The 21,021-nt window shown below is 34.3% G+C and carries 21 protein-coding genes and 1 tRNA gene; 14 read left to right on the forward strand and 8 right to left on the reverse strand.

The features are described from left to right. Positions 1-72: 72 nt before the first annotated feature. The 5 genes from AAHF52_RS03880 to AAHF52_RS03900 all read left to right on the forward strand — a co-directional run bounded on the left by AAHF52_RS03880 (position 73) and on the right by AAHF52_RS03900 (position 4,199). A complete protein-coding gene (locus AAHF52_RS03880; protein WP_264376627.1) occupies positions 73-2,136 on the forward strand; it encodes a hypothetical protein in 2,064 nt (687 codons plus the stop codon). Positions 2,137-2,520: 384 nt separating this feature from the next. Continuing rightward, positions 2,521-3,318, forward strand: a complete 798-nt coding sequence (locus AAHF52_RS03885; protein WP_264376628.1) for a DUF2163 domain-containing protein — start codon at positions 2,521-2,523, stop codon at positions 3,316-3,318. Between the two features lie 31 nt (positions 3,319-3,349). Continuing rightward, a tRNA-Ser gene (locus AAHF52_RS03890) sits at positions 3,350-3,436 on the forward strand. A 354-nt stretch (positions 3,437-3,790) separates the two neighbouring features. Next, entirely contained in the window at positions 3,791-4,000 is a 210-nt protein-coding gene (locus AAHF52_RS03895; protein WP_007302130.1) for a DUF6290 family protein, read from the forward strand. Further along, positions 3,963-4,199 carry a hypothetical protein gene (locus AAHF52_RS03900; protein WP_342068376.1) on the forward strand — a complete coding sequence of 79 codons (237 nt, stop codon included), beginning with the start codon at positions 3,963-3,965 and terminating at the stop codon, positions 4,197-4,199. Before AAHF52_RS03895 ends, AAHF52_RS03900 begins: the two co-directional genes overlap by 38 nt. Positions 4,200-4,287: 88 nt before the next feature. On the opposite strand, the gene AAHF52_RS03905 is transcribed toward AAHF52_RS03900, so the two are convergent. After that, on the reverse strand, positions 4,288-4,446 hold the full coding sequence (locus AAHF52_RS03905) for a type II toxin-antitoxin system RelE family toxin (RefSeq protein ID WP_019236727.1): 159 nt from the start codon (positions 4,444-4,446) through the stop codon (positions 4,288-4,290). 137 nt (positions 4,447-4,583) lie between these two features. Between AAHF52_RS03905 and AAHF52_RS03910 the strand changes: the two genes are divergently transcribed. Next, positions 4,584-5,000 (forward strand): hypothetical protein, encoded by a 417-nt coding sequence (locus AAHF52_RS03910; RefSeq protein WP_264376630.1) that lies wholly within the window; start codon positions 4,584-4,586, stop codon positions 4,998-5,000. Here AAHF52_RS03910 and AAHF52_RS03915 read toward each other — a convergent pair. Next, positions 4,997-5,842, reverse strand: a complete 846-nt coding sequence (locus tag AAHF52_RS03915; protein WP_264376631.1) for a rhodanese-related sulfurtransferase — start codon at positions 5,840-5,842, stop codon at positions 4,997-4,999. The two genes, AAHF52_RS03910 and AAHF52_RS03915, sit on opposite strands and share 4 nt — an antisense overlap. Before the next feature lie 130 nt (positions 5,843-5,972). Between AAHF52_RS03915 and AAHF52_RS03920 the strand changes: the two genes are divergently transcribed. Continuing rightward, positions 5,973-7,571: an ABC transporter permease gene (locus tag AAHF52_RS03920; protein ID WP_264336374.1), complete on the forward strand. Its 1,599-nt coding sequence runs from the start codon at positions 5,973-5,975 to the stop codon at positions 7,569-7,571. A 202-nt stretch (positions 7,572-7,773) separates the two neighbouring features. Here the strand turns inward: AAHF52_RS03920 and apaG are convergent, their stop codons facing one another. Further along, a complete protein-coding gene (gene apaG / locus AAHF52_RS03925; RefSeq protein WP_010402892.1) occupies positions 7,774-8,178 on the reverse strand; it encodes a Co2+/Mg2+ efflux protein ApaG in 405 nt (134 codons plus the stop codon). Positions 8,179-8,284: 106 nt separating this feature from the next. On the opposite strand from apaG, the gene AAHF52_RS03930 reads away from it, so the two are divergent. Next, positions 8,285-9,361 carry a 5-(carboxyamino)imidazole ribonucleotide synthase gene (locus AAHF52_RS03930; protein ID WP_342068500.1) on the forward strand — a complete coding sequence of 359 codons (1,077 nt, stop codon included), beginning with the start codon at positions 8,285-8,287 and terminating at the stop codon, positions 9,359-9,361. A gap of 1 nt (position 9,362) precedes the next feature. Here the strand turns inward: AAHF52_RS03930 and AAHF52_RS03935 are convergent, their stop codons facing one another. Continuing rightward, positions 9,363-10,385, reverse strand: a complete 1,023-nt coding sequence (locus AAHF52_RS03935) for an aspartate-semialdehyde dehydrogenase (RefSeq protein WP_149168683.1) — start codon at positions 10,383-10,385, stop codon at positions 9,363-9,365. Positions 10,386-10,523: 138 nt separating this feature from the next. Here AAHF52_RS03935 and AAHF52_RS03940 point away from each other — a divergent pair, with 138 nt between their 5' ends. Further along, positions 10,524-10,949 carry a hypothetical protein gene (locus AAHF52_RS03940; RefSeq protein WP_015587974.1) on the forward strand — a complete coding sequence of 142 codons (426 nt, stop codon included), beginning with the start codon at positions 10,524-10,526 and terminating at the stop codon, positions 10,947-10,949. Between the two features lie 28 nt (positions 10,950-10,977). Here the strand turns inward: AAHF52_RS03940 and AAHF52_RS03945 are convergent, their stop codons facing one another. Together AAHF52_RS03945 and AAHF52_RS03950 are read right to left on the reverse strand one after the other, a co-directional pair. After that, a complete protein-coding gene (locus AAHF52_RS03945) occupies positions 10,978-12,264 on the reverse strand; it encodes an APC family permease (RefSeq protein ID WP_007302140.1) in 1,287 nt (428 codons plus the stop codon). Positions 12,265-12,334: 70 nt separating this feature from the next. Then, positions 12,335-13,609, reverse strand: a complete 1,275-nt coding sequence (locus AAHF52_RS03950) for an APC family permease (RefSeq protein WP_012481896.1) — start codon at positions 13,607-13,609, stop codon at positions 12,335-12,337. A 138-nt stretch (positions 13,610-13,747) separates the two neighbouring features. Between AAHF52_RS03950 and AAHF52_RS03955 the strand changes: the two genes are divergently transcribed. After that, entirely contained in the window at positions 13,748-15,187 is a 1,440-nt protein-coding gene (locus AAHF52_RS03955) for a hypothetical protein (protein ID WP_017532208.1), read from the forward strand. A gap of 198 nt (positions 15,188-15,385) precedes the next feature. After that, positions 15,386-16,156, forward strand: coding sequence for a 5'/3'-nucleotidase SurE (gene surE / locus AAHF52_RS03960; RefSeq protein ID WP_213863802.1), 771 nt, complete (start codon positions 15,386-15,388; stop codon positions 16,154-16,156). Here surE and hisS read toward each other — a convergent pair. Both hisS and AAHF52_RS03970 read right to left on the reverse strand, forming a co-directional pair. Continuing rightward, complete coding sequence (gene hisS / locus AAHF52_RS03965) at positions 16,153-17,376, reverse strand: histidine--tRNA ligase (protein WP_264376632.1); 1,224 nt, start codon at positions 17,374-17,376, stop codon at positions 16,153-16,155. The two genes, surE and hisS, sit on opposite strands and share 4 nt — an antisense overlap. Then, complete coding sequence (locus tag AAHF52_RS03970; RefSeq protein WP_006015115.1) at positions 17,373-17,945, reverse strand: NifU family protein; 573 nt, start codon at positions 17,943-17,945, stop codon at positions 17,373-17,375. Before AAHF52_RS03970 ends, hisS begins: the two co-directional genes overlap by 4 nt. A gap of 169 nt (positions 17,946-18,114) precedes the next feature. On the opposite strand from AAHF52_RS03970, the gene AAHF52_RS03975 reads away from it, so the two are divergent. From AAHF52_RS03975 to AAHF52_RS03985, 3 genes are all read left to right on the forward strand, one after another. Further along, positions 18,115-18,366, forward strand: coding sequence for a J domain-containing protein (locus AAHF52_RS03975; protein ID WP_245609393.1), 252 nt, complete (start codon positions 18,115-18,117; stop codon positions 18,364-18,366). A gap of 90 nt (positions 18,367-18,456) precedes the next feature. Next, complete coding sequence (locus AAHF52_RS03980) at positions 18,457-19,614, forward strand: ankyrin repeat domain-containing protein (protein ID WP_264376633.1); 1,158 nt, start codon at positions 18,457-18,459, stop codon at positions 19,612-19,614. Between the two features lie 259 nt (positions 19,615-19,873). After that, positions 19,874-20,929: an ankyrin repeat domain-containing protein gene (locus AAHF52_RS03985; protein ID WP_052264827.1), complete on the forward strand. Its 1,056-nt coding sequence runs from the start codon at positions 19,874-19,876 to the stop codon at positions 20,927-20,929. The last annotated feature ends 92 nt before the right edge of the window (positions 20,930-21,021 follow it).

The raw sequence follows: 21,021 nt of genomic DNA on the forward strand, positions 1-21,021 counted from the left end.
TTGCTTTAAGTTGGATTTTCAACACCTTTATACTATTTATGTTATGATTTTAAAATTTTTTGGGGGCACTTCATGAAAAAATCTATTTATACTAGAACTGCTCTAGCTTCTCTATTGACTTTATGTTCTTTCAGTGGCTTTGCTGCTGACTTTTCTGACGAGAGTATGAAGGAAGTAAAAAAGCAAGAGAGTAACGAGTCAATCAAAACTTCTGGAAAGATGGAAGTGATGAAGACGTCAAATAAGAAACTAAAAGAAAAAATGGACAGGATATGTAATGCTGATCCAAGAAAAAAAGCCGAGGAGCTTAAGAAAAAAGAAGAACTAAGATTAGCAGCTGAGCAGAAGAAAAAAGAGGAGTTAAAATTAGCAGCTGAACAAAAGAAGAAAAAAGAAGAGTTAAAATTAGTAGCAAAACAAAAGAAAAAAGATGAAATTAGGCTAGCAAAAGAGAAAAAAGCAAAGCTTATAGAGGATTCAAAGGCGAAAGCTCTAAGCACTAAAAATTCTAATGTAGAAAAGTCAAAAATTAAGGGTTCTAAAACTAAGAATGCTAAAATTGAAGCTAAAGATATAAAAAAGGATGTAAAAGTTGTTAACAGCAATACAGAGGAAAAAGGTAAGGCAAGTCCTGTTGTTTCAGTTGGTGGGGTTGATATTATCAATACCAATCAAGGGGATGGTTTAAGAATAACTTTCGGTGGCGTTGTTGATTCTCAAGGTTATGGTAACCATGGGCTAAGTGGCTATAACCATTATAATGTTATGCCAGGTAAATCTACAGATTATTTTAACAATACTCCAGATAGTATAAAAGGAGCAAATCCAATATTTCCTAAAGGGATAGGGAATATTGGTGATTACAGTGAAAACATGGGCATGATTTCAGATGCAATATTGCACTTAAGAGCTGAAAATAAAAATGAGGATATTGGTCTTCGTTATGGTGCCGATGTACAATTCCATGTTCCAGTTACTGAAGGTAAAGGAGCTTCACAAGGCGTGAATGCTGCAAGAGGTAGAAGTGCACATGTGTTTTTGAATTCAAAATATGGTGATCTGAAACTTGGTTATCAGTTTGGTCCTGAGTCTCTGATGAGACTTGATGCAACAAGAATTGCAACTGTTGATGGAGCTGCAGATAGTGACTGGTTCAGAAAAGTAAACTTAGAAGGAAGTGCTGCAAACTTCCCATTTTACGTAACACCACGTCTTTACACTGAAAGCTTCTCGAGCGAGAGCGAAAAACTCTCCTTCCGTATGGCAGGAAAATACAACAAAGAGGTTATGACCACATTGCCGTTTAGAGCTGCTTACTACTCACCAAATTATATGGGTGCAAGATTTGGTATTAGCTACTCACCTCGCTACGATAGTGGTTTATCCGTTGTAAAAGAAATAGCTCCAGATTTCCTCAAAGATTCAAGTAATAAGGTAACAGGGGTAAAGAATGAGGAAACGTTAAGACATGTTGGACCAGATTACCAGCATATAATAAGCGCTGGTGCATCATATGAATATGACTTTAGTAAACATAATGTAAAAGTTAAAACTTCCGTAGTTGGTGAATATGGGTTTTCAAAGCAACCGAGTAAAGATAAGCACCTTTATAATGAGTTCATAGAATACAATAATCTGGCAGGCATTAATTTGGGTGCAAGCGCTGATTATAAGATTGATGAAGATCAAAGTGTAAAATTCGCTGCTTCTTTTGCATATTTAGGCAAATCTGGTCAACCGAAGGGTATTAAAAAATTAGTCGGTGATACCTATACAGAAATTGATGGTAACGGTACTACTGATGATGACAAAAGAGTAAAAGGGCTGAAAGCTCAGTTTGATGGGGACGGTAAAAACACTATGTATTGGACTGCAGGTGCTGGTTATCAATATGATAATATCTACACAAGCTTGACATACTTTGGTAGCAGAATGAGCGACAAAGATATGCTTCATGATGTTGCACTTGGTGTTCAGTATGATCTATCTTCTTGCAATAAGAGCAAGTTTGTTCCTTATGCAGCCTTACATTATTTTATGACTGATGAAAAAGGTGCGCTGAAAGATAAAAATAATGCTGATGTACCTTCCAACAAAGGAATTCTTCTCCTCACTGGTGTGAAGTTTTCTTTCTAATTTGTTCTAGTAATACACACCACAACTTGAATGTGGTGTGTATCTTATCTGTTAGCATTTACTCATCGATCAAATAAACATAAGCCAGTGCGTAATAAACTCTACGAGTATTTATTTTATTCACACAATAAGTAATGTCATCCCAGTCACAGCTGTACGAAAATTGTGGCAATTTGCATAGTAAATGGTGTCATCCCAGTGCTTGACACTGGGATCCATTTTTCCATCATCATCAGAAACGTTGTATTTTAACATTACTTTTATACTCGTAAATTTAACTGGATGCCAATAGTCTGGGCGCTGGCATGACACCCTATGGCTACTCAGATAATGGATATAATCCCTTACCTATCGAACGTTTTCAAATTCAATCAATTAAGCAGTATGCAAACCAAACTAAAAAACCATTTAACTGGAGAATTACTTACCATCGCTACTTGCTGGAAATTAACACTTGTAAGTGGAGAAGTAATGGGATTTACTGACTATGATGAAGATTTAAATCTCAATAATGTATTCTATAAATCTTCAAGCGGTTTTATAGCCAGCAGTATAATATTAAATAGCGATTTGAGAACTGATAATTTAGAAATTGAAGGAGTATTAAATAGTGCTGATATTAAAGAAAAAGATGTTTTATCAGGAAGGTATGACTTTGCAAATATTGAAATATTTCTTGTGAATTATAAAGATTTGAGTCAGGGAATTATGAATTTGCATGCAGGAACTTTTGGTAAAGTAACATTAAATAGTGGGAGGTTTATCGCTGAAATTAGAGGTCTTGCGACAAAGCTTGAGAGAAGCATAACAGAGCTATATTCTCCTGTATGCAGGGCACAATTTTGCGATGATAGATGTAAAGCTGATGCTAAAAAGTTTAGTAGAATGAGCACAATTACTAAAGTGATAGATGAAAGAAGATTTGAAGACACTAATTTAATCGAAAGTGATGGATATTATAAGCACGGAGTGGTAAAATTCTTTAGTTCAGCAACATTTGAAGTTGTAGTTAAAGAATACAAAAATAAAGTAGTTACATTATTTGCTTCTCCTCCATATCAAATTTCTACCGGAGATAAATATTCGATACTTGCAGGTTGTGATAAAGCGTTTTTAACGTGCAAAAACAAGTTTAACAATACTGTGAATTTCCGTGGCGAACCATATATACCAGTTGTTTAGCAGCATAATTTTTAATATTATGAATAAGTATGGAAAGGTGGCTGAGCGGTCTAAAGCACACGCTTGGAAAGCGTGCACATATGAAAATATGTCGGGGGTTCGAATCCCCCCTTTTCCGCACATTATTTCTAGTGTAACATAGGATTTTCCGTTTTGTTCTTAAACCGTAATAACCATAGCACTTCAGCTCCGCAATTTTTCAGAGTCATCTACGTCAATAAAAGAATAGAGTTATCAAGTTGCAGAGCCTTCTTGATTTTTGATGATGAAGAGTAGTTGTTATCATAGAAATACATCCAGTAGCCAGCATACCTTCCTTATTCCTAATGATGTCTTGCAATACGTCTGTGTCATTTCTCCCTAAAATCTAATACTAGTATATACTCAATCTACCATAATCCGTCAATACAATTCTTTATTGAAAATTTTAGGAAAATGTTGTATAATTATGCAGTAGATTTCGGTAAAACTTATGGCTGATTCAAGTATTAACATTAGTGAAAAAGTTTTAAAAAACCTTACTCGTTTAGCTAAAGTAAAGAATCAATCAGCTCAAGAGCTAGCAGAGCAGTTTATACAAGAAGCAATTGAAAATGAAGAAGATATGGCAATAGCCAAACTTGCTATTCAACGTGACACTCGAAATGCAAAATTCATCAGGCATGAAGACATCAACTGGTGATAAGTATTTAATCTGCTATGAGGAAAATGTAGTTCACAAAGACATTCCAAATCTTCCAAAGACAATATGGTCAAGGGTAAAAGAAATCGTAAAAGAGCGTCTTACACTTTCTCCTGAGAAGGCAGGAGATCCCTTGCTCGGTGAGTTCAAAGGACATCGTAGAATACGCGCAGTGGCTCAACCGGAAAGGTTACAGTAAGTTAATACTGGAAGGATATTAGTATGGAGCCTCAGACTCGTAAATGTCTTTTCTGCGTTTTATTGAAACACTTCATACTTTGCAGCATTTACATGATACGATAATCGCCAGTTCTCAGTCTTCTGTATCCTTTGAGTTTGTAACAAAACGATTCACCAAAATCAATTGGATTAACTGTAAGTCGCTCTTTTACTATCTCTTCAACTCTTAACTTTATTGTTTTTGGAAAAGCTCTTCTTACCAACATTTTTCAGGAATTTAATCTTATAGCGCTTTAGTCCCACCTATAGTGGTAAGATTATCTACTTATTCTTGTATGGGAATTTACCAATTGTTAAGATGTGCAGTGTAGTAAAAACATATTCTAATAGTATGGAAAAATAAATGACACGTAAAAAAAATGTATTTGAACAATATGTAGAAGATAAAGTTATATTTTTAGATAGTTTGCGTAACAAAACAATAGGTGAGCTTATCGATTTTATGGACAAAAACCCAAATGTCAAAATCTTTGATTGGATAAGTAACAATACTAGTCATAGCCTAAAGCATAGAAGAGGTTACAATATTAGTAATAACATGAAACTTAGGTGCATAGGTGTAGGAATTGGTTTAGTTGCTGGTCTAGTTGCAGCATGTTGTTTATGGCAAGAAACTTTAGCTCTTATTGGCGGTTCTGGTGTAGTGTTGATTGCATTTGCTATAGTTGGTGCGTTACTTGGAGCTGGAGCGAGCTATGTAGTAGGTAAATGTCTTGATAAAATTGAGGTTAGTAAGTGTGCAATAAGCAGATTTTCTTAGAGGTTCGTATTGAATTCTAGCTTTCTTTCAATACTTAAAGATTTACAATCAGAGCAAACTACCTGGCCACGTGGAACTGATTTCAGCTCATCAGTTGAAACTTTACTTGAGCAGAATATGCATTTTATTTTATCACTTGGGGCGAGTGAGTGATCAACAGCAACTCTATCATCAAAAACAAAACACTCGCCTTCCCAATTACCACTTTTATTACCAGTTTTTTCAAGATAGGAAAGAATACCGCCTTTAAGATGGTAAACATCTTTAAATCCAAGGCTTTTCATATATGCTGTAGATTTCTCACATCTGATTCCACCAGTGCAGTACATAGCCACTTTCAGATCTTTACTCTCAGAGAAAGACTCTGCCCACTGAGGAAAATCTCGAAAACGCTGAGTATGTGGATTGATTGCATTTTTAAACTTGCCTAGTTTTACTTCGTAATCATTTCGTGTGTCTATCACTAAAACATCAGGTTGAGAGATAAAATCATCCCAATAATCTGGATCAATGTACTGACCTCTAACGGAAGTATCGAGATTACTTACACCAAGATTCACAATTTCTCTTTTTAATCTCACTTTCATCTTACTAAATGGTTGATATTCTGCTGCACTCTCTTTCCATGTAAGGTCCCTTAGTCTATAATCAGAACGTAGAAAATCGAATATTTTATCAATCGCGTTTCTTTCACCAGATACGGTTGCATTAATTCCCTCTTCTGCAAGGAGTATAGTACCCTTTAATTCGACATTGTCGCATGCAACTTTTATTTCATCTTTCATGTCATAATAATTAGAGAGTTTTACAAAATGATAGAAAGTTGCAATGACAAAACTCATAATTAATTAGTTTATCGATTTAAAACATAATATATAAAATTATGAAGATATTCAATAGGACGGCTGTTAATTACTGGATATCTTTAGTTTTTGCATATAACATTTTAATATCAAATATAGATTCAAGTTAATGTTTCTGAGAGTATTTAAAAATATATTCTTGTTTTTAGTAAGTGTATTATTTGTCTGCCCTATACTATCGTTAATATCGATTCTATTTACAGAATCAGCAAACTCTGGATGGGTAATTAGTAGACTTTTTCCTGAATATATACTCAATACGTTAATTTTGATGGTAGGAGTAGGGTTAATATCCTTTATATTTGGAGTAATTCCAGCTTGGCTTACTACATTTTTTTCGTTTCCCGGAAGTAGAATTTTTGAGATTGCCTTATTCTTTCCGATATCAATTCCTGGATATATAGTATCGTTTGTTTATGTAAATACGCTAGAGTTTTCAGGTCCGATTCAGAGCTTGTTAAGAGATACTTTTCAATTGGGCAAAGGTGACTATTGGTTTCCCGAGATCAAATCCCTAGGTGGTGGAATATTAGTAATGGGATTTAGTCTATATCCATACGTTTATATGTTGGTCCGCTCAAGTCTAAAGAGCGTTAGTAACTCAGTCACTATTGCATCAACACTTGGGTTCTCCTCATTACAGAGTCTGTTTTCTGTCATCATACCCTCCATACGTCCATCAATTATAGCTGGGTTATCCTTGGTACTAATGGAAGTAATTACAGATTTCGGCACACCACAGTTTCTTGCTATCGATACTTTCACGACAGGAATATACCGTACTTGGTTTTTATTGCATGACAAATATTCAACTACTGTTTTGGCAGTTGCAGAACTGATTTTCGTTGCAACACTAATAGTTATCGAGAAAAAACTACAAAAAAGAGAAATATCTTACTCTTCAATCAATACTAATGCAGATTATCACAATAAACGTAGTATAAACGGTTCTATATCGTTGATCTTTTCTTATCTTATGTGTTTATTGCCGATATTAATAGGCTTTATTTTACCAATGATTCCACTTATATATTGGAGCATAGAGAAAGGCTTTTTCATATACGAAGCAAGATTCTATAATATAATAGCAAATAGTGTTGGTTTATCATTTATTACCGCGCTAATCTCGATCAGCATTGCAATAATTATTGGATATACAGCACGTAAAAATAAGGTAATAAGCAATATAGCACGTCTCATTTCTCTTGGATATGCAATTCCAAATGCAATTATTGCAATTAGCATAATAATGTTTTTAAGCAGAATATCTTCTTTCATTACTCAATATATTGTAGAAATTAGCTTGGTAGGAACTATTGGCGCATTAGTTTACTCATATTTATTTCGTTTTTTTGCTATATCTTTCAAGGCGATAGAGTCGGGACTCAAAAAAACACCAAATGAAATTGAATGGACTGCATATACTATGGGTCATGGGCCTATTTCCACGTGCCTGAATATTCATATTCCCCTTATCAAGAAAAGCATACTATCGGGATTTCTGCTCGTGTTTATGGATACGGTAAAAGAACTCACGGCAACACTAATTATCAGACCATTTAATTTTGAAACTATATCAACTAGAGTATATGAACTTGTCAGCGATGAGCGTTACAGAGAAGCTGCCCCATTTTCGTTAATGATAGTTATTATAGGTTTAACCTCTACAATAATCTTATTCACACTTGATGATAAGAATCAAAAATAAACTATTTTGCATCTGTTCAGCAGAGTAACAAAATAAGATAGACGAAAAAAGACAACTATAGAAGCAAATGGTCAGTGCTTTCGTGTTTATCAACTTAGTTGGATCTCAGTATCAGCTACTCGGATGACATTATGGAAGCTCAAATGACAAAACAAGAAGCACTGGTTTCAGATGCACTTAAACAAATACACTATCTTGATGATCAATGAGGTCTAGTGTTAACGTATGGACTATCTAAGGAAAAGGGTGGTACCATAACATCAAAGGTTTTTATGCTCTCTTCGTTCAGAAATTCATATTTACCCTGCATTATTCCTGATGGTGTATTTAAGTATGTTCCACTTGTATATTTGAATACCTCTCCAGATTTTATTACAGGTTGTTCTCCAATAACACCAACTCCAGCAATTTCATTTATTTTGCCCTTATGATCTATTATTCGCCAATAGCGACTTAATAATTGAATGGTTGATGAGCTTTTATTTTTTATCTTAACATTATACATCCATACGTAACAATTTTCATAAGGAATGGATTGCTCTTCAATGTAAATTGGCAAAACTGTAACTTCAACAGAATTAGTAATAAGTGTGTATTTCATGGTCATCGTAAAGTGTTCATGATAAAAATTTAACACACTTCAATTATACACTTTTTTCATAGATTTTCCAAGCATATTATCGTACTCTAACTAGGAAATATTAATCTACATGATGAACAAAACAGATCCACTGGATAAAAAAGTGATAGGAATAATAGGAAGTGGGCAATTAGGTAAAATGACTGCTATCGCTGCAATAAAACTTGGGCACAAAACGCATATTTTTGCCAGTGCTAAAAACGATCCAGCTTGTTCTGTTGCTGATGATTTAACAATAGCAGACTTCTGTGATAAGAGGGCACTTGAATCTTTTGCACAGAGTGTGGATTTAGTCACTATTGAGTCTGAAAATATTCCATGTAGTGCAATTGATATTGTGTCGCAGCATACAGATTTTTATCCAGGTAAAAAGGCGTTACACATTTCGCAAAATAGGCTGAGAGAGAAAGATTTTATTAGAGATTTAAGCATAAAAACTGCTGATTACAAAAGTATACAAAATTATAATCAGCTACTAGAAAGTAGTGAAACTTTTAGCTATCCAGTGAGGCTAAAAACAACAGAAATGGGTTATGATGGAAAAGGACAATATATGATTGAAAATGATTCTGAACTGAAGCAATTTGCTTCCTTCGATTGGAATAAAGAGTACATTCTTGAAGCAAGTGTTGATTTACTGAAAGAGGTTTCAATAGTCGTTGCAAGAGATAAAAACGGTAAAGTAGCTTTTTTTCCTATAGCAGAGAATCACCACGTTGACGGAATACTTAATACTTCAATAGCACCAGCTAAAATAGATAATAAATTAGCCCAAGAGGTACAAAAAACTGCAGAGAAAATAGCAACTGCACTTGATGTAGTAGGAATTCTAGCTATTGAATTTTTCATCACTCAAAATCATGAATTACTAGTTAATGAACTGGCCCCAAGACCCCACAATTCTTGCCACTGGAGCTTGGATACATGCAACGTTAGTCAATTCGAGCAGCTAGTTAGGATAATATGCGGGCTATCTATGCAGGAAGTAGTATTACGCTTTCCTTGCATGACAAAAAATATAATAGGTAATGATATATATAATTCTCACAAATATTTGAGCAACGAAAAAGCTAGTTTAACCATATATGGGAAAAAAGAGGTTAGGGACAAGCGTAAAATGGGACATGTCAATATAGATTTAAGCTATTGAGCTATAAATGCTCTTTGATCAAGATCTCCAAGATCTGCACTATATTTAGTGCTGCACCTTTGCGTAGATTATCAGCTACTATCCACATATTTAATCCGTGTTTAACGGTATCGTCTTGTCTAATACGCGATATGTATACGGCATTCTCTTGCACAACATCAATCTGAGTCATATATCCACCATCTTCGCGCTTATCTTGCACTAAAACTCCATCGTCTTCACTGAGCATTTCACGAGCTTCTTCTTCAGTTATATGCTGATCAAATTCTACATTTACTGCTATAGCATGACCAACAAGAACAGGTACTCGGACACAAGTTGCAGTTACTTTTATATCCTCTTCTAAAATTTTTTTTGCCTCCTCTTGCATTTTCCACTCCTCTTTTGTAGAACCATCTTCCATGAACTCTCCTATATGAGGAATGCAATTAAATGCTATTTGCTTAGGAAATATTTCAGGTTTTTTAGCTTCATTCATAAAGATTTTTTTTGTCTGATTGTAAAGCTCATCCATTGCTGCTTTACCTACACCAGAAGTTGATTGATAAGTTGAAGCAACGATTCTCTTTATTTTTGCTTTTTGGTGTAATAAATGTAATGCCAGCAACATTTGTATTGTAGTACAATTTGGATTAGATATTATGTTATGGTTTTTATACTCCGTAATTTTATCTTTGTTGATCTCTGGAATAACTAGTGGCACGCCTTCTTTCATCCTAAAATGAGAGGTATTATCTACGACAATACATCCAGCTTCAGTTGCAATCGGTACGTATCTCTCGGAAACATGAGACCCAGCACAGAAAATTGCTATATTAATTCCAGCAAAATCGTAGTTCTCAAGGTCTAAGACAGTTAATTCTTCATCGCCGAAACTTACCTTTTTTCCCTCTGATTTTTTTGATGCAAAAGCAACAACAGAATCTATTGAAATTTTTCCTTCGTCTTGAAACTCGGCAAGCGCGCTTAATACCTCACGCCCTACTCTTCCTGTTGCTCCAATAACTGCAATCTTACATCCCATATAAATAAACCTCTGATTTTAAAGCTATATTATATTTTTACTGATAAAATTTACAATTACTTTAATATTTTTACCTTGCAATTAACCATAATTTAGTTATAATTATAAGACACTAGTAATATTGCATGGTAGAATGAAATGAGTAAAAAACATGATGACACTAAGGTCAAACCTGCAGTATCTGAATTTCAAAAGCCTGAAAAAGTCAATAGATTAGAGATTCAAAATGTTCTTTCGAAAAAAAGCAAGCCAGCGATAAATTTTGATGATAAAAAGTATGGTGTGAAAATTTCTAAGATAGACCAGCATCTTTCAAACAAGAAGCAAGAATCTTTTGGATTAAGAGATTTTTTAAGTTCAATACCAATAATAGGAAGATTTTTAGTGAAAATTTTCACGCCTGAAAAAGAAGAGTATAAAAAACTGCAATCGCAAATAGGTCTTTCTAATAAAGCAAAAAATGAGATCTACATAGATAATAAACGCACAGAAGAAGTAGGTAGCAAACTTGAGAATGGTAATATTGAACAAGTAGATAAAGAGAAAAAAAATCTTGGCCCATAAATATTAACCATTTAAAGTGTATCTCTCACTACTGAATTTGTTGCACAGAAGTTTTGCAGTACCAAAATAAATAAATGGGTATGCCACTTGCAGTGAACAGGCTCGAAATCAGCAGAGTACCTACAGGGGTTTCTAATATCACCCAACAACAAAAGGTTGTTGCTATGCTACCAATTAAAAGCTTATAACAACTCCTCTCCTGTATAATAACCTTTAGAAAGGCAAAACAGCACGCAAGATAAACGAACAAAAATGAAATTACAGAAAAGTCAATAATCGACGTAATCTGCTGGGCAAAATTGTTGTTTGAAGTGAGAATTAGTAAAATTGCAGTTCCAATTGAACTAACTGTTATTCCCCAAAAAGGAGAGCCATGCTTGTTCCTTTTAGCAAAGAATTTTGGCATTAGTCTATCTTCTGCAAGACCAAAAGCAACTTGTCCACTAGATAAAACCCAAGCGTTTAGACTGCCAACACAAAAAATGAATGCAACTATAGAAACAATTAAATGCCAATTACCAGAAAACATAATTTTTATCGCATCAACATATGGTGCTCTTGAACTTGCTAAATTGTTGCCATTGATCAATCCCATAATTGCAAAATTGTTGATAAAATATATAACAGCAACACAAACTGTGCCAAGCACCACAGCTTTTGGTATAGTTTTAGCTGGATTATCAACTGACCCTGCAGGTGCTGTTGCCAATTCAAGTCCAATAAAACACCATAAAGTAAGGAGTGTAGAGCGGGCAAGAATTTGCGATGTTGTAAGACTTAATATTTCTTCACTTATGATAAAATTATTTCTATCGAAAAAAAACAACGCTGCTACAGGTATTGCAAGCAATACAGCAACCTTCACAACCGTGAGCAGAAACTCAACGTGCCCTGCAGTAGCTATTCCCCTTAAATTTATTAATGTAATGATTGTAAATAACAACAGCTCTAAAAATAAACGCATACTTTTGATATCTTCATGGAAAAATGGTGTAAGATAGCCAACACCCACAACTATTAAAGCTGTTGTACTAACCCATGAGATTACCCAATATGTCCAACCAACAAAGAACGCTGCGGTAGAACCAAAAGTATGTTTCACATAAACGTGAGGACCTCCTGTTTCTGGAAACTTTGCACATAGCGTAGCAAAAACTAGCGCAAGAGACACAGCACCAGCTCCTGATATCATCCAACTTATAAGGCTATAAGCGCCATATGGAGCAAGGCTAATTGGAAGCATAAAAACCCCAGAGCCGATCTGACTACTAATGACTAAAGCAAAAACAGCCCAAAAACCTATTTTATTTGACACAATACCTCTTAATTCTATTAATGTAAGCCAGTAGTATAGCTTAAGAATTTTAGCAAATAAAAAATTTAAGTTAAGTTTTTAGTTTATGATACCAAAGTAGATAAATAAGTGTTCCGCTTAAAGGGAATAGACTTGATATTAACAATGTTTTTATAGAAGTCTCGTATATTACCCAACAGCAAAAAGATACAGCCACACCTCCAATTAAAAATTTGCAGTAGCTTTTGTCTTGTATATTAACTTTGAGAAAAGCAAGGCTACATGCTAAGTAGATAAACAAAAATGACACCACAGAGATATCAATTATTGAAGTTACTTGCTCAGCAAAACTTTTGTTTGACGTTAGGATAAGTAAAACTAACACCCCCAAAGTACTGAGTATTATTCCCCATAATGGAGCATCATGCTTATTTTTTTTGCCAAAAAATTGCGGCATTAACTTGTCTTTTGCAAGGCCTAAGGTGACCTGTCCATCAGCTAAAAACCAAGCATTTAAATTACTTACAGAAACGATAAAGGCAACAACAGAAACAATTAAATGCCAATTACCTGGAAGCATAATTTTTATCGCATCAACATATGGTGCTTTTGAACTAGCTAGTTCATTACCACTTATCAATCCCATAATTGAAAGACTATTGATGAAATATATCACAGCAACACAGACTGTTCCAAGCACTATAGCCCTTGGTATTGTTTTAGAGGGATTATTGACAGATCCTGCAGGTGCCGTTGCTGATTCAAGTCCAATAAAACACCATAGAGTAAGGAGTGTAGAGCGCGCAAGGACTTGAGACATCGTAAAGTTTGATACTTCCTCACTTACAACAAAATTATTTCTATCAAAGAAAAATAATCCTGCTATGGGTATTGCAAGAAGTGCGATAATTTTAACAATGGTCAGAAGAAGCTCAACATGCCCAGCAGTAGTTACCCCTCTTAAGTTTATTAGCATGATAGCTAAAATTAATGTTATTTCTAAAAGCAAACGTATATCTTGTATATCATTATGAAAAAGCGGGGCTAAATAACCGATACTTGCAATTGTCACAGCTGTTGAGCTTACCCACGAGCTTACCCAATATGTCCAGCCAACAAAAAAAGCTGCTGTAGAGCCAAAGGCATGTTTCACATAAATATGAGGACCACCCGTTTCTGGAAATTTTGCGCAGAGTGAAGCAAAAACTAAAGCAAGAGATATAGCACCAAATCCTGATATAACCCAGCTTATGAGGCTATAAGCGCCGTATGGTGCAAGGCTGATTGGGAGCATAAAAATTCCAGAGCCAATTTGGCTACTAATCACCAAGGCAAAAATAGCAAAAAAGCCTATTTTATTTGACACGACAATGTTTAATTTTTATCTGAATAATTAACAATATAGTTGAAGCTCAGAAATTTCAATTGGTCTTTACAAAATTTGCATTTTTTTAATTTAAGCATATAATAAAAAGTATATTAATAGATTATTAAGAGGCGGGGTATGAATCCAAGGTTAAAAGATTTTTTGATTATTTGTGGGGGTATTTTATTGTTTGTTTCCGCTATTGGAGCAATTTTTTTATTTGAATATTTATTTGATATCTTTATTAATGCGCTTTATGCATTCCTTCTTGCCAAAACTTCAAGTGAAGTATTAGCATTTTTTGGAACACTTGCAATTTTTTTAGCTGTTGGCGTTTCATGCTACGGACTGCATAAGCTCTGTTCTATTTTTACAGAAAAAATTACAAGCAGCTATCAGTCTTTCAAAAATGAAAATAGTGATGATAACATTTTTTCTGAAGTATATAATGATCCAACAGTAGGGTTAAAAGATAAGATTTTATTTTTTTCTATATACTCAATATACTACATTCAATTACCATTTTTGTATTGTGCATCAAAGATATCAGAACTTAGTAGAATGTTATCAGAGAGTAGAGCGCTCGGTCTTAGAATATGTTTAGTGCTTATCAATACTATATTATTGATCCCTGTAGCGCTTCTTGAGTTAATAAAGTATCCATTAATAAAGCTCTTCTCGCCTCTGGGTTTAAGTGTAAAGCAAATGAGCTTTTTGTTTAATGTAAGTGATGTAGGTACTGGTAATCAGAATGTTCATACTAGAAGTTTTGAGCAAAGTGTTATTGAGTGTGCCAAAAAATTAAAGGAAGAATATGGGACTCCGTCAAATGAGCTGGATGAAGAGTTTAAAAACTATATAGGCGGTTTGACAAATCAGCAGAAAGAACTGATAGCGCCTTATTTGAAGGTAGATAATTATAGAGAAGGAGAATGGGTAAGGTGGGTAGATTCCAAAACCGGACTGACATTAACACAGGCCATAAATCTAGTTTTAATTGCAGCAACAAAGCAAAATGCAGATGTAGAGCTGTTGAAATCCATATTGCTGGTTCGTTTTGAGGAAAGTAATCGCCAATGTGGTCCTGGAATGCTTAATCGTATCATTTATGCATTAAGTGGCCTTGAAGCAGAAAATAATTTTGCAGCTCAACTAGAGCCTCAGATAATAGGAGAATTGGCCGGTAATGCTACTAAAAGATTTCTTGAGAGATCTGTAGATAAGCACTACTTTAAAATAAAAATTTTAAAAGAAAATTTTGATGACTTATATTCGCTAGGTTCTGAAGTGGATTTGAGCAATGCAAATGATGAAGTAAAGGATGGAATTTCTCATATGAGAAGTGCTATAAAAGAATTTGTATTTAAAGAGTTATATGTGAAGTTTTATAATGACTATGGAGAACATATTCGTAGAGGACAGATAAAACAAAAGCTAAGGGAATTAATAACAGGTGAAGTCGTAGATGCAGCAATATATGGTAAGATAGATGAAGTAGCAATACCTGCAGAACCATCCACTTGCCTTGAAAGAGTGAAAGCATTTTTGGGAAATATAGCAAGGTTTTCTGCTGCTTAGCACGCCTCTAGAGTTTACTAAACTTTGATTGTGAGTTAGGTGTGAAGCTAAAAATTGGTATTTACGATTAACTCACAGCAAACTAAACGATGGCAACCTAGTCACCCTCTAATTTTTCCTTATTGATTCGTAGCAGGTTCTTTGCTATGGTTATGAAAAGAAACCTCATCAGTATACTTTGATAGGTGAGTATTATATATGATAATATTGATAACAAATGATGATGGTTTTGAGAGTGAAGGAATAAGATTACTTAAAGAAATTGCACACAATTTTGCATCGGAAGTATGGATAGTGGCACCAGATACTGATAGGAGTGGAGCTGCAAGGTCTCTTGACTATCCAGTAAAGCAATTTATTAAAATAAGTCAACATAGTGAAAGGGAGTTTAGTGTGTCTGGTACTCCCGCAGATTGTGTCATTATCGCGTTAAATAAAATTATGAATAAAAAACCAGACTTAATATTATCTGGAGTAAATATTGGATCAAATGTCGGCGATGATATTTGTTATTCAGGCACAATCGGTGCTGCAATGGAAGGTGCTGCAAGATCTATACCTTCTATTGCGCTGAGCCAAGTTTATCATGATAAAATAGACTGGAACAATACAAAGATTTTTGCACCAAAGGTTATTGCCAAGCTAATGAAAGTTGGTTGGCCTAAAGATATAGTGATGAGTATAAATTTTCCTGCTACAGAAAAAGTGAAAGGGGTCGAATTTGCTGAACAAGGTGAATATAACATTGATGGTGATTTAACTTTTACTGAAAACTTAAATGGTTCTTTGAGCTTAAATTGGTCTCGGGAACACTCAGGCAGTGGTAGTGTAGATAAAATAAAAGGAGGTTTTATTACTATTACACCGATAAAATTAGATTTTACAGATTATGATATATTAAATGCTATGAAAAATTCTTGTGCAGAGGAATTTTCTTCTATAGCTAACACTCCTATTGCTTCTGATTAGATATTTTCTACGGTTTTATCGCGAGCAATCATTTTTTCTTCACCCGTGTCCATATTTTTAATTTTTAAAGTTTTACTGCTTAGCTCTTCATCACCAAAGATTAATACAACTTTTGCATTTGCTTGATTTGCTTTTTTCATTCGGGTTTTTAGAGTTCCACTATATTCGTAAATCACATATAAACCATTTCTGCGTAATTCACTTGCAAGTGTTAGAGCATGTTCTTCAGCTTCTCCACCGATTGGAATTATATAAATAGGCCTCTCTTTTTTTTCAGCATAGTTGATTAATTCCATTATACGCTCAATCCCCCCTGCAAATCCTATTGCTGGAGTGTGTTTTCCACCTACTGAAGATACTAGATTATCGTATCTTCCACCGGCAAAAACTGCTCCTTGTGCACCTAAATCTTCTGTGACAAATTCAAATACTGTGTGACAATAATAGTCTAGACCTCGAACTAATTTGCTATTTACAGTGTAAGGTATGCCAAGAGCTTGCAGTCCATTTAACACCTGGTCAAAGAAATATGAAGATTCTTTTGTATAATAATCACTGATTTTTGGTGCGTCAGAGATTATTTCTTTATCTGTCTTATCCTTAGAGTCTAATATTCTGAGTGGGTTTTTAATCAATCTATTTTGACTATCTTCTGATAGGTCATTTTGAAACTTTTTTAAATACGATATCAAAGCTTCTCTATACTTACTTGTTGTTTCACTATCACCCAGAGAGTTGATTTCCAGCTTTACATTTTTATTGATGCCAAATTCAGTTAGTAAGTGCTGAGCGAGTGATATCAATTCAATATCAGCTTTTGGATCTTCTATGCCAAAAACCTCAAAATTTATCTGATGAAATTGCCTTTGTCTTCCCTTTTGCGGTCTTTCATAGCGAAATGCAGGCCCTATTGAAAATAATTTTATCGGCGTTTGCAGTTTTTTTTCAATGAGTAACCTAACAATAGCTGCAGTGAACTCAGGACGCAGAGTTATGCTCTTTCCCCCTTTATCAATAAAAGTATACATCTCTTTAGTGATAATATCTGAGCTATCACCTAAAGTCTTTGTAAAGACTTCTGTGTATTCAAATATCGGAGTTTGAACAGGTAAAAAGCCGTATAAACTTGAGATTCTGCTTGCTGTTTGCTCTATGTGTTTAAACTTGTACCATTCATCAAACAGGAGATCTTTTGTTCCTCTAACTGTTTGATTAGTCATAGCATAGTCTCTATACCTGAAACTTCTGGTATGTGATAGCTTAGCATATTCTGCACTCCTTGCTTTAAAGTAATTGCAGCACTTGGGCATCCGGAGCAAGCTCCTTGTAACTCAACATAAACTATTCCGTCTTTATAGCCACGGAACTTGATATCACCACCATCTTGAGCAACTGCAGGTTTAATATAACTTTCCATCAATTCTTTTATTCTATTTACAATTTCTATATCATTTTCATTAAAGAATTCTTCCTCTAGCATTTTATTATCACTTACTCCTTCTTTATCAAATGCTTTTCCACCAGAAGTAAAGTGATCCATAATTGTAGTTAAAATTTCCACCTTTACTATATCCCAATTCATTCTATCTGATTTTGTTACCGAAATAAAATCATGACCAAAAAATACTCTTACAACATGTTCTATTTGAAAAAGATTTACTGCTAGTTTGGAGTTCTTTATTTCATCTGCATTTGAAAAATCAGCTGTTTCTCCTTCGCTCAGAATTTCAAAACCAGGAAGAAATTTCAGCGTGTTTGGATTTGGTGTTTCTTCAATCTGGATAAACATGTTATTTACCATGACAATTATAATTGTTACTATTTAATCATAAAATGATAAAAAAATATACATGTCATTCATCTTCTTCCTTTTTTTGATATTCACAATAATCACGTTTGTTTTACCTAGCGTTGTTGTATTTTTTCTCTTTTTGACAAAGAGAAATAACATAAGTTTTATGATGAACTCTATATTAAGTAAGTTTTTGAACGAATTTAACAGCAGTAAAAGTTACACCAAAAATTACACTGGTGATAATATGTCTAAAGATGAAGCATTAAAAATACTGGGGCTGAATTCCGAGGCAAGCCAAAATGAAATCAATAAGGCATACCAAAATTTAATGAAACTGGTCCATCCAGACAAGGGAGGATCGGAATATTTTGCACAAAAGTTAAACGCAGCACGTGATAGGTTGATGAAGACCTAATTTTAACCATTGTTTTCTCTGTAAATTTTGCTTGTACATATTAAGTTGCATGATATAAAGCCGGAAACATTATTCTTTAGGAGGTATTTGATGAAAAAACTTGAGAGATTGAGAAAGAATTTATTTGCGGCTATAGATGAGCTTAATATTAAGAAAGTTAAAAGATATGTTAAAAAGGCAAGATATATAAATAAAGAAAAAGAGATTATTAATGGTAAAAAAGATGGTATGGCACCTATACATCTTGCTGTTTATAAAGGTAGCTTAGAGATAGTGCGGTTTTTGCTTAAAAATAATGCTAATATTAATGCTGTTAGTGATGGATGTCTTGTTCCTTACTCGTACGTTACTAACATGAGTAGCAAAACAGAAATAAAAGAAATGATATATCATTGTACTAGTAGTACCACTTCCCAAGTAATGCAAGGTTTTACAGCTTTACACTTAGCCTTTTTTTATTGTCGATTAGATATCGCTAGTTTTCTGCTCAATAATAAAGCTATTGATCTTAATATTAGAAGTGCAAATGGCAAAATAGCATTTGAGGTTATCCCAGGTTATGAAAGTCTTTGCAGTGATGGCTGTGACATAAAAAAAATATTCTTAGCTGTGTTAAGATTTCATAAAAATAATTGTACAGAACTATTACTTTCTGCTAGAACAAATTCTAAGTTAGAATTAGAAGCTGGTGATACTCCAGATGCAGCAAGTAGTACAGCGGGTTTTTCATTATCCCCTACCAAAGCAATTAAGACGGAATTGGAAGTTAATAATACCAAAGACTTGGCAAGTAGCACAGTGAACTCTTCTTTCACTCTTATCAGAGAAAACTTTGAAGAAGTTAGCAGCACTGCAAGCAATGCGGTAAAACCTTTCTCTTTTACTAACAGTATATTTAGTGGGATAACTACCACCATCAGTGGCTTATTCAGCAGTGCTACTGCTTTACCTCCTGCACAGCAATCTGTTGACCACTTAGATGGTAACCCAATTGGTTCTTCACAAGTTGATTTTAATGGAATAGCTCTACTAACTGATGTAATGATCAGAAAGTTCACAGAGAAAAAATACTCAAGGCCACTGGACGATTCACTTCTCACAATACAAGAAATTAGAGAAAGAAAGCTTAACACTATAGAAAAAAACTTCGAGACAGCACTTAGTAAGTGTGAAAAACTTTATCAATGTCCTGAAAGTTCATTAAGCAATTTAACGATATCTAAAGGTATGCATCAAAAGTCCCTCTAAATCAGTTAAAATAAGCACTCTAATTCGAGTGCTTATTTTACAAAACTTATCCCTTATTTCCTTTTCTAAAGCATATTGCTTCTTATTAAGAGCAAAAAAATTTGAATAAGGAAGCTCAGCATGTCTTGTACGAAAGTTAAAGTGATAGATTGATGAAGACCTAATTTTTAACTATTGAAATTTTTCTCTGTAAATTTTGCTTGTATATATCAAATTGTGTGATACAAAATCGGGAACGTTGTCTTTTAGGAGATATTTGATGCAAGGGATGCAAAAACGGATAAAAACTGAGAACTTTGTAAATGAGTTATTTATTGCCATAAAAGAGCATAGTCTTCTAAAAGCTAACATATGTATCAGAAGTGCAGTGTACATGAACCTAAGAAAGCAGATTTTTATTGGTGAAAAATACGGTATGAAACCTATAAGTTTTGCTGTGAAAGAAAATAGCTTAAAGATATTGAGGTTTTTGGTTAATAACGGCGCCAATGTTAATGCTGCTAGTAGTGAAAGCTTGAGAGTTGCATTGCACGTTGCTGCTGAATATGGCAGAGAAGATGCAGGACAGCTTCTACTTAGTCGTTATGCTAAGATCAATTTGCAAGATATAACGGGTAAGGTGCCTTTGCACTTAGCGTCTTTCCATTGCCAAGTGGCAATGGTGGAACTTCTTATCAAGCATGATGCTAATATTTATATAAGAGATGCGGGTGGTAGAATACCACTAGATGTTGTTGGAGATGATCCAAAATCTATATGTACTAGTAATACAAGGCAAAAAATAATATCTACATTAAAATGTGCTGATAAAGAAGTTAATTGTCAGACATTAGCTTCTAGAGCAAATCCTAAGGTAATAGAAGCTAGGAATTACTTTAGCTATCATGATAATAGTACAAATGCGTTAAGCAGCGCAGTAAAACCTTCTTCTTTTATTAATAGTATGTTTAGTTATGTGAGAACTTCAATTACTGCTGTACTCAGTAGCCTATTTCAAAGTACCCCTGCTTTACCTCCTGCACAGCAATCTATTGCACATTCAACTGGAAGCTCAATTGGTTCTTCACAAGTTGATTGTAATGGAATAATTCTGCTAACTGCTGTAGCAATAAGTAAGTTCACAGGGAAAAGATATTCAATGCCACTGGATGATTCACTTTTAACGATAAGACAGGTTAAAGAAAGAAAACTTAATTCTCTAGAAAGAGATGTCAAGATGGCACTTAGCAAGTGTGACAAGCTTCATCAGTATCCTGAAAGCTCACTGAGCAACTTCACAATATCTAAAGGCGTGCATCATCAAAAGCACCTCTAAATCAGTTAAACTAAGCACTCTAATTCGAGTGCTTATTTACAAAACTTATCCCTTATTTCCTTTTCTAAAGCAGATTGCTTCTTATTAAGAGC

The organism is Wolbachia endosymbiont (group B) of Melanargia galathea (assembly GCF_964030625.1).
Taxonomy (GTDB): Bacteria; Pseudomonadota; Alphaproteobacteria; order Rickettsiales; family Anaplasmataceae; genus Wolbachia.

Coding starts and splice junctions, on each gene's coding strand:
- AAHF52_RS03880 (WP_264376627.1), top strand. CDS start 73: ATGAAAAAATCTATTTATACTAGAACTGCTCTAGCTTCTCTATTGACT.
- AAHF52_RS03885 (WP_264376628.1), top strand. CDS start 2,521: ATGCAAACCAAACTAAAAAACCATTTAACTGGAGAATTACTTACCATC.
- AAHF52_RS03895 (WP_007302130.1), top strand. CDS start 3,791: ATGGCTGATTCAAGTATTAACATTAGTGAAAAAGTTTTAAAAAACCTT.
- AAHF52_RS03900 (WP_342068376.1), top strand. CDS start 3,963: ATGCAAAATTCATCAGGCATGAAGACATCAACTGGTGATAAGTATTTA.
- AAHF52_RS03905 (WP_019236727.1), bottom strand. CDS start 4,446: ATGTTGGTAAGAAGAGCTTTTCCAAAAACAATAAAGTTAAGAGTTGAA.
- AAHF52_RS03910 (WP_264376630.1), top strand. CDS start 4,584: ATGACACGTAAAAAAAATGTATTTGAACAATATGTAGAAGATAAAGTT.
- AAHF52_RS03915 (WP_264376631.1), bottom strand. CDS start 5,842: ATGAGTTTTGTCATTGCAACTTTCTATCATTTTGTAAAACTCTCTAAT.
- AAHF52_RS03920 (WP_264336374.1), top strand. CDS start 5,973: ATGTTTCTGAGAGTATTTAAAAATATATTCTTGTTTTTAGTAAGTGTA.
- apaG (WP_010402892.1), bottom strand. CDS start 8,178: ATGACCATGAAATACACACTTATTACTAATTCTGTTGAAGTTACAGTT.
- AAHF52_RS03930 (WP_342068500.1), top strand. CDS start 8,285: ATGAACAAAACAGATCCACTGGATAAAAAAGTGATAGGAATAATAGGA.
- AAHF52_RS03935 (WP_149168683.1), bottom strand. CDS start 10,385: ATGGGATGTAAGATTGCAGTTATTGGAGCAACAGGAAGAGTAGGGCGT.
- AAHF52_RS03940 (WP_015587974.1), top strand. CDS start 10,524: ATGAGTAAAAAACATGATGACACTAAGGTCAAACCTGCAGTATCTGAA.
- AAHF52_RS03955 (WP_017532208.1), top strand. CDS start 13,748: ATGAATCCAAGGTTAAAAGATTTTTTGATTATTTGTGGGGGTATTTTA.
- surE (WP_213863802.1), top strand. CDS start 15,386: ATGATAATATTGATAACAAATGATGATGGTTTTGAGAGTGAAGGAATA.
- hisS (WP_264376632.1), bottom strand. CDS start 17,376: ATGACTAATCAAACAGTTAGAGGAACAAAAGATCTCCTGTTTGATGAA.
- AAHF52_RS03970 (WP_006015115.1), bottom strand. CDS start 17,945: ATGTTTATCCAGATTGAAGAAACACCAAATCCAAACACGCTGAAATTT.
- AAHF52_RS03975 (WP_245609393.1), top strand. CDS start 18,115: ATGATGAACTCTATATTAAGTAAGTTTTTGAACGAATTTAACAGCAGT.
- AAHF52_RS03980 (WP_264376633.1), top strand. CDS start 18,457: ATGAAAAAACTTGAGAGATTGAGAAAGAATTTATTTGCGGCTATAGAT.
- AAHF52_RS03985 (WP_052264827.1), top strand. CDS start 19,874: ATGCAAGGGATGCAAAAACGGATAAAAACTGAGAACTTTGTAAATGAG.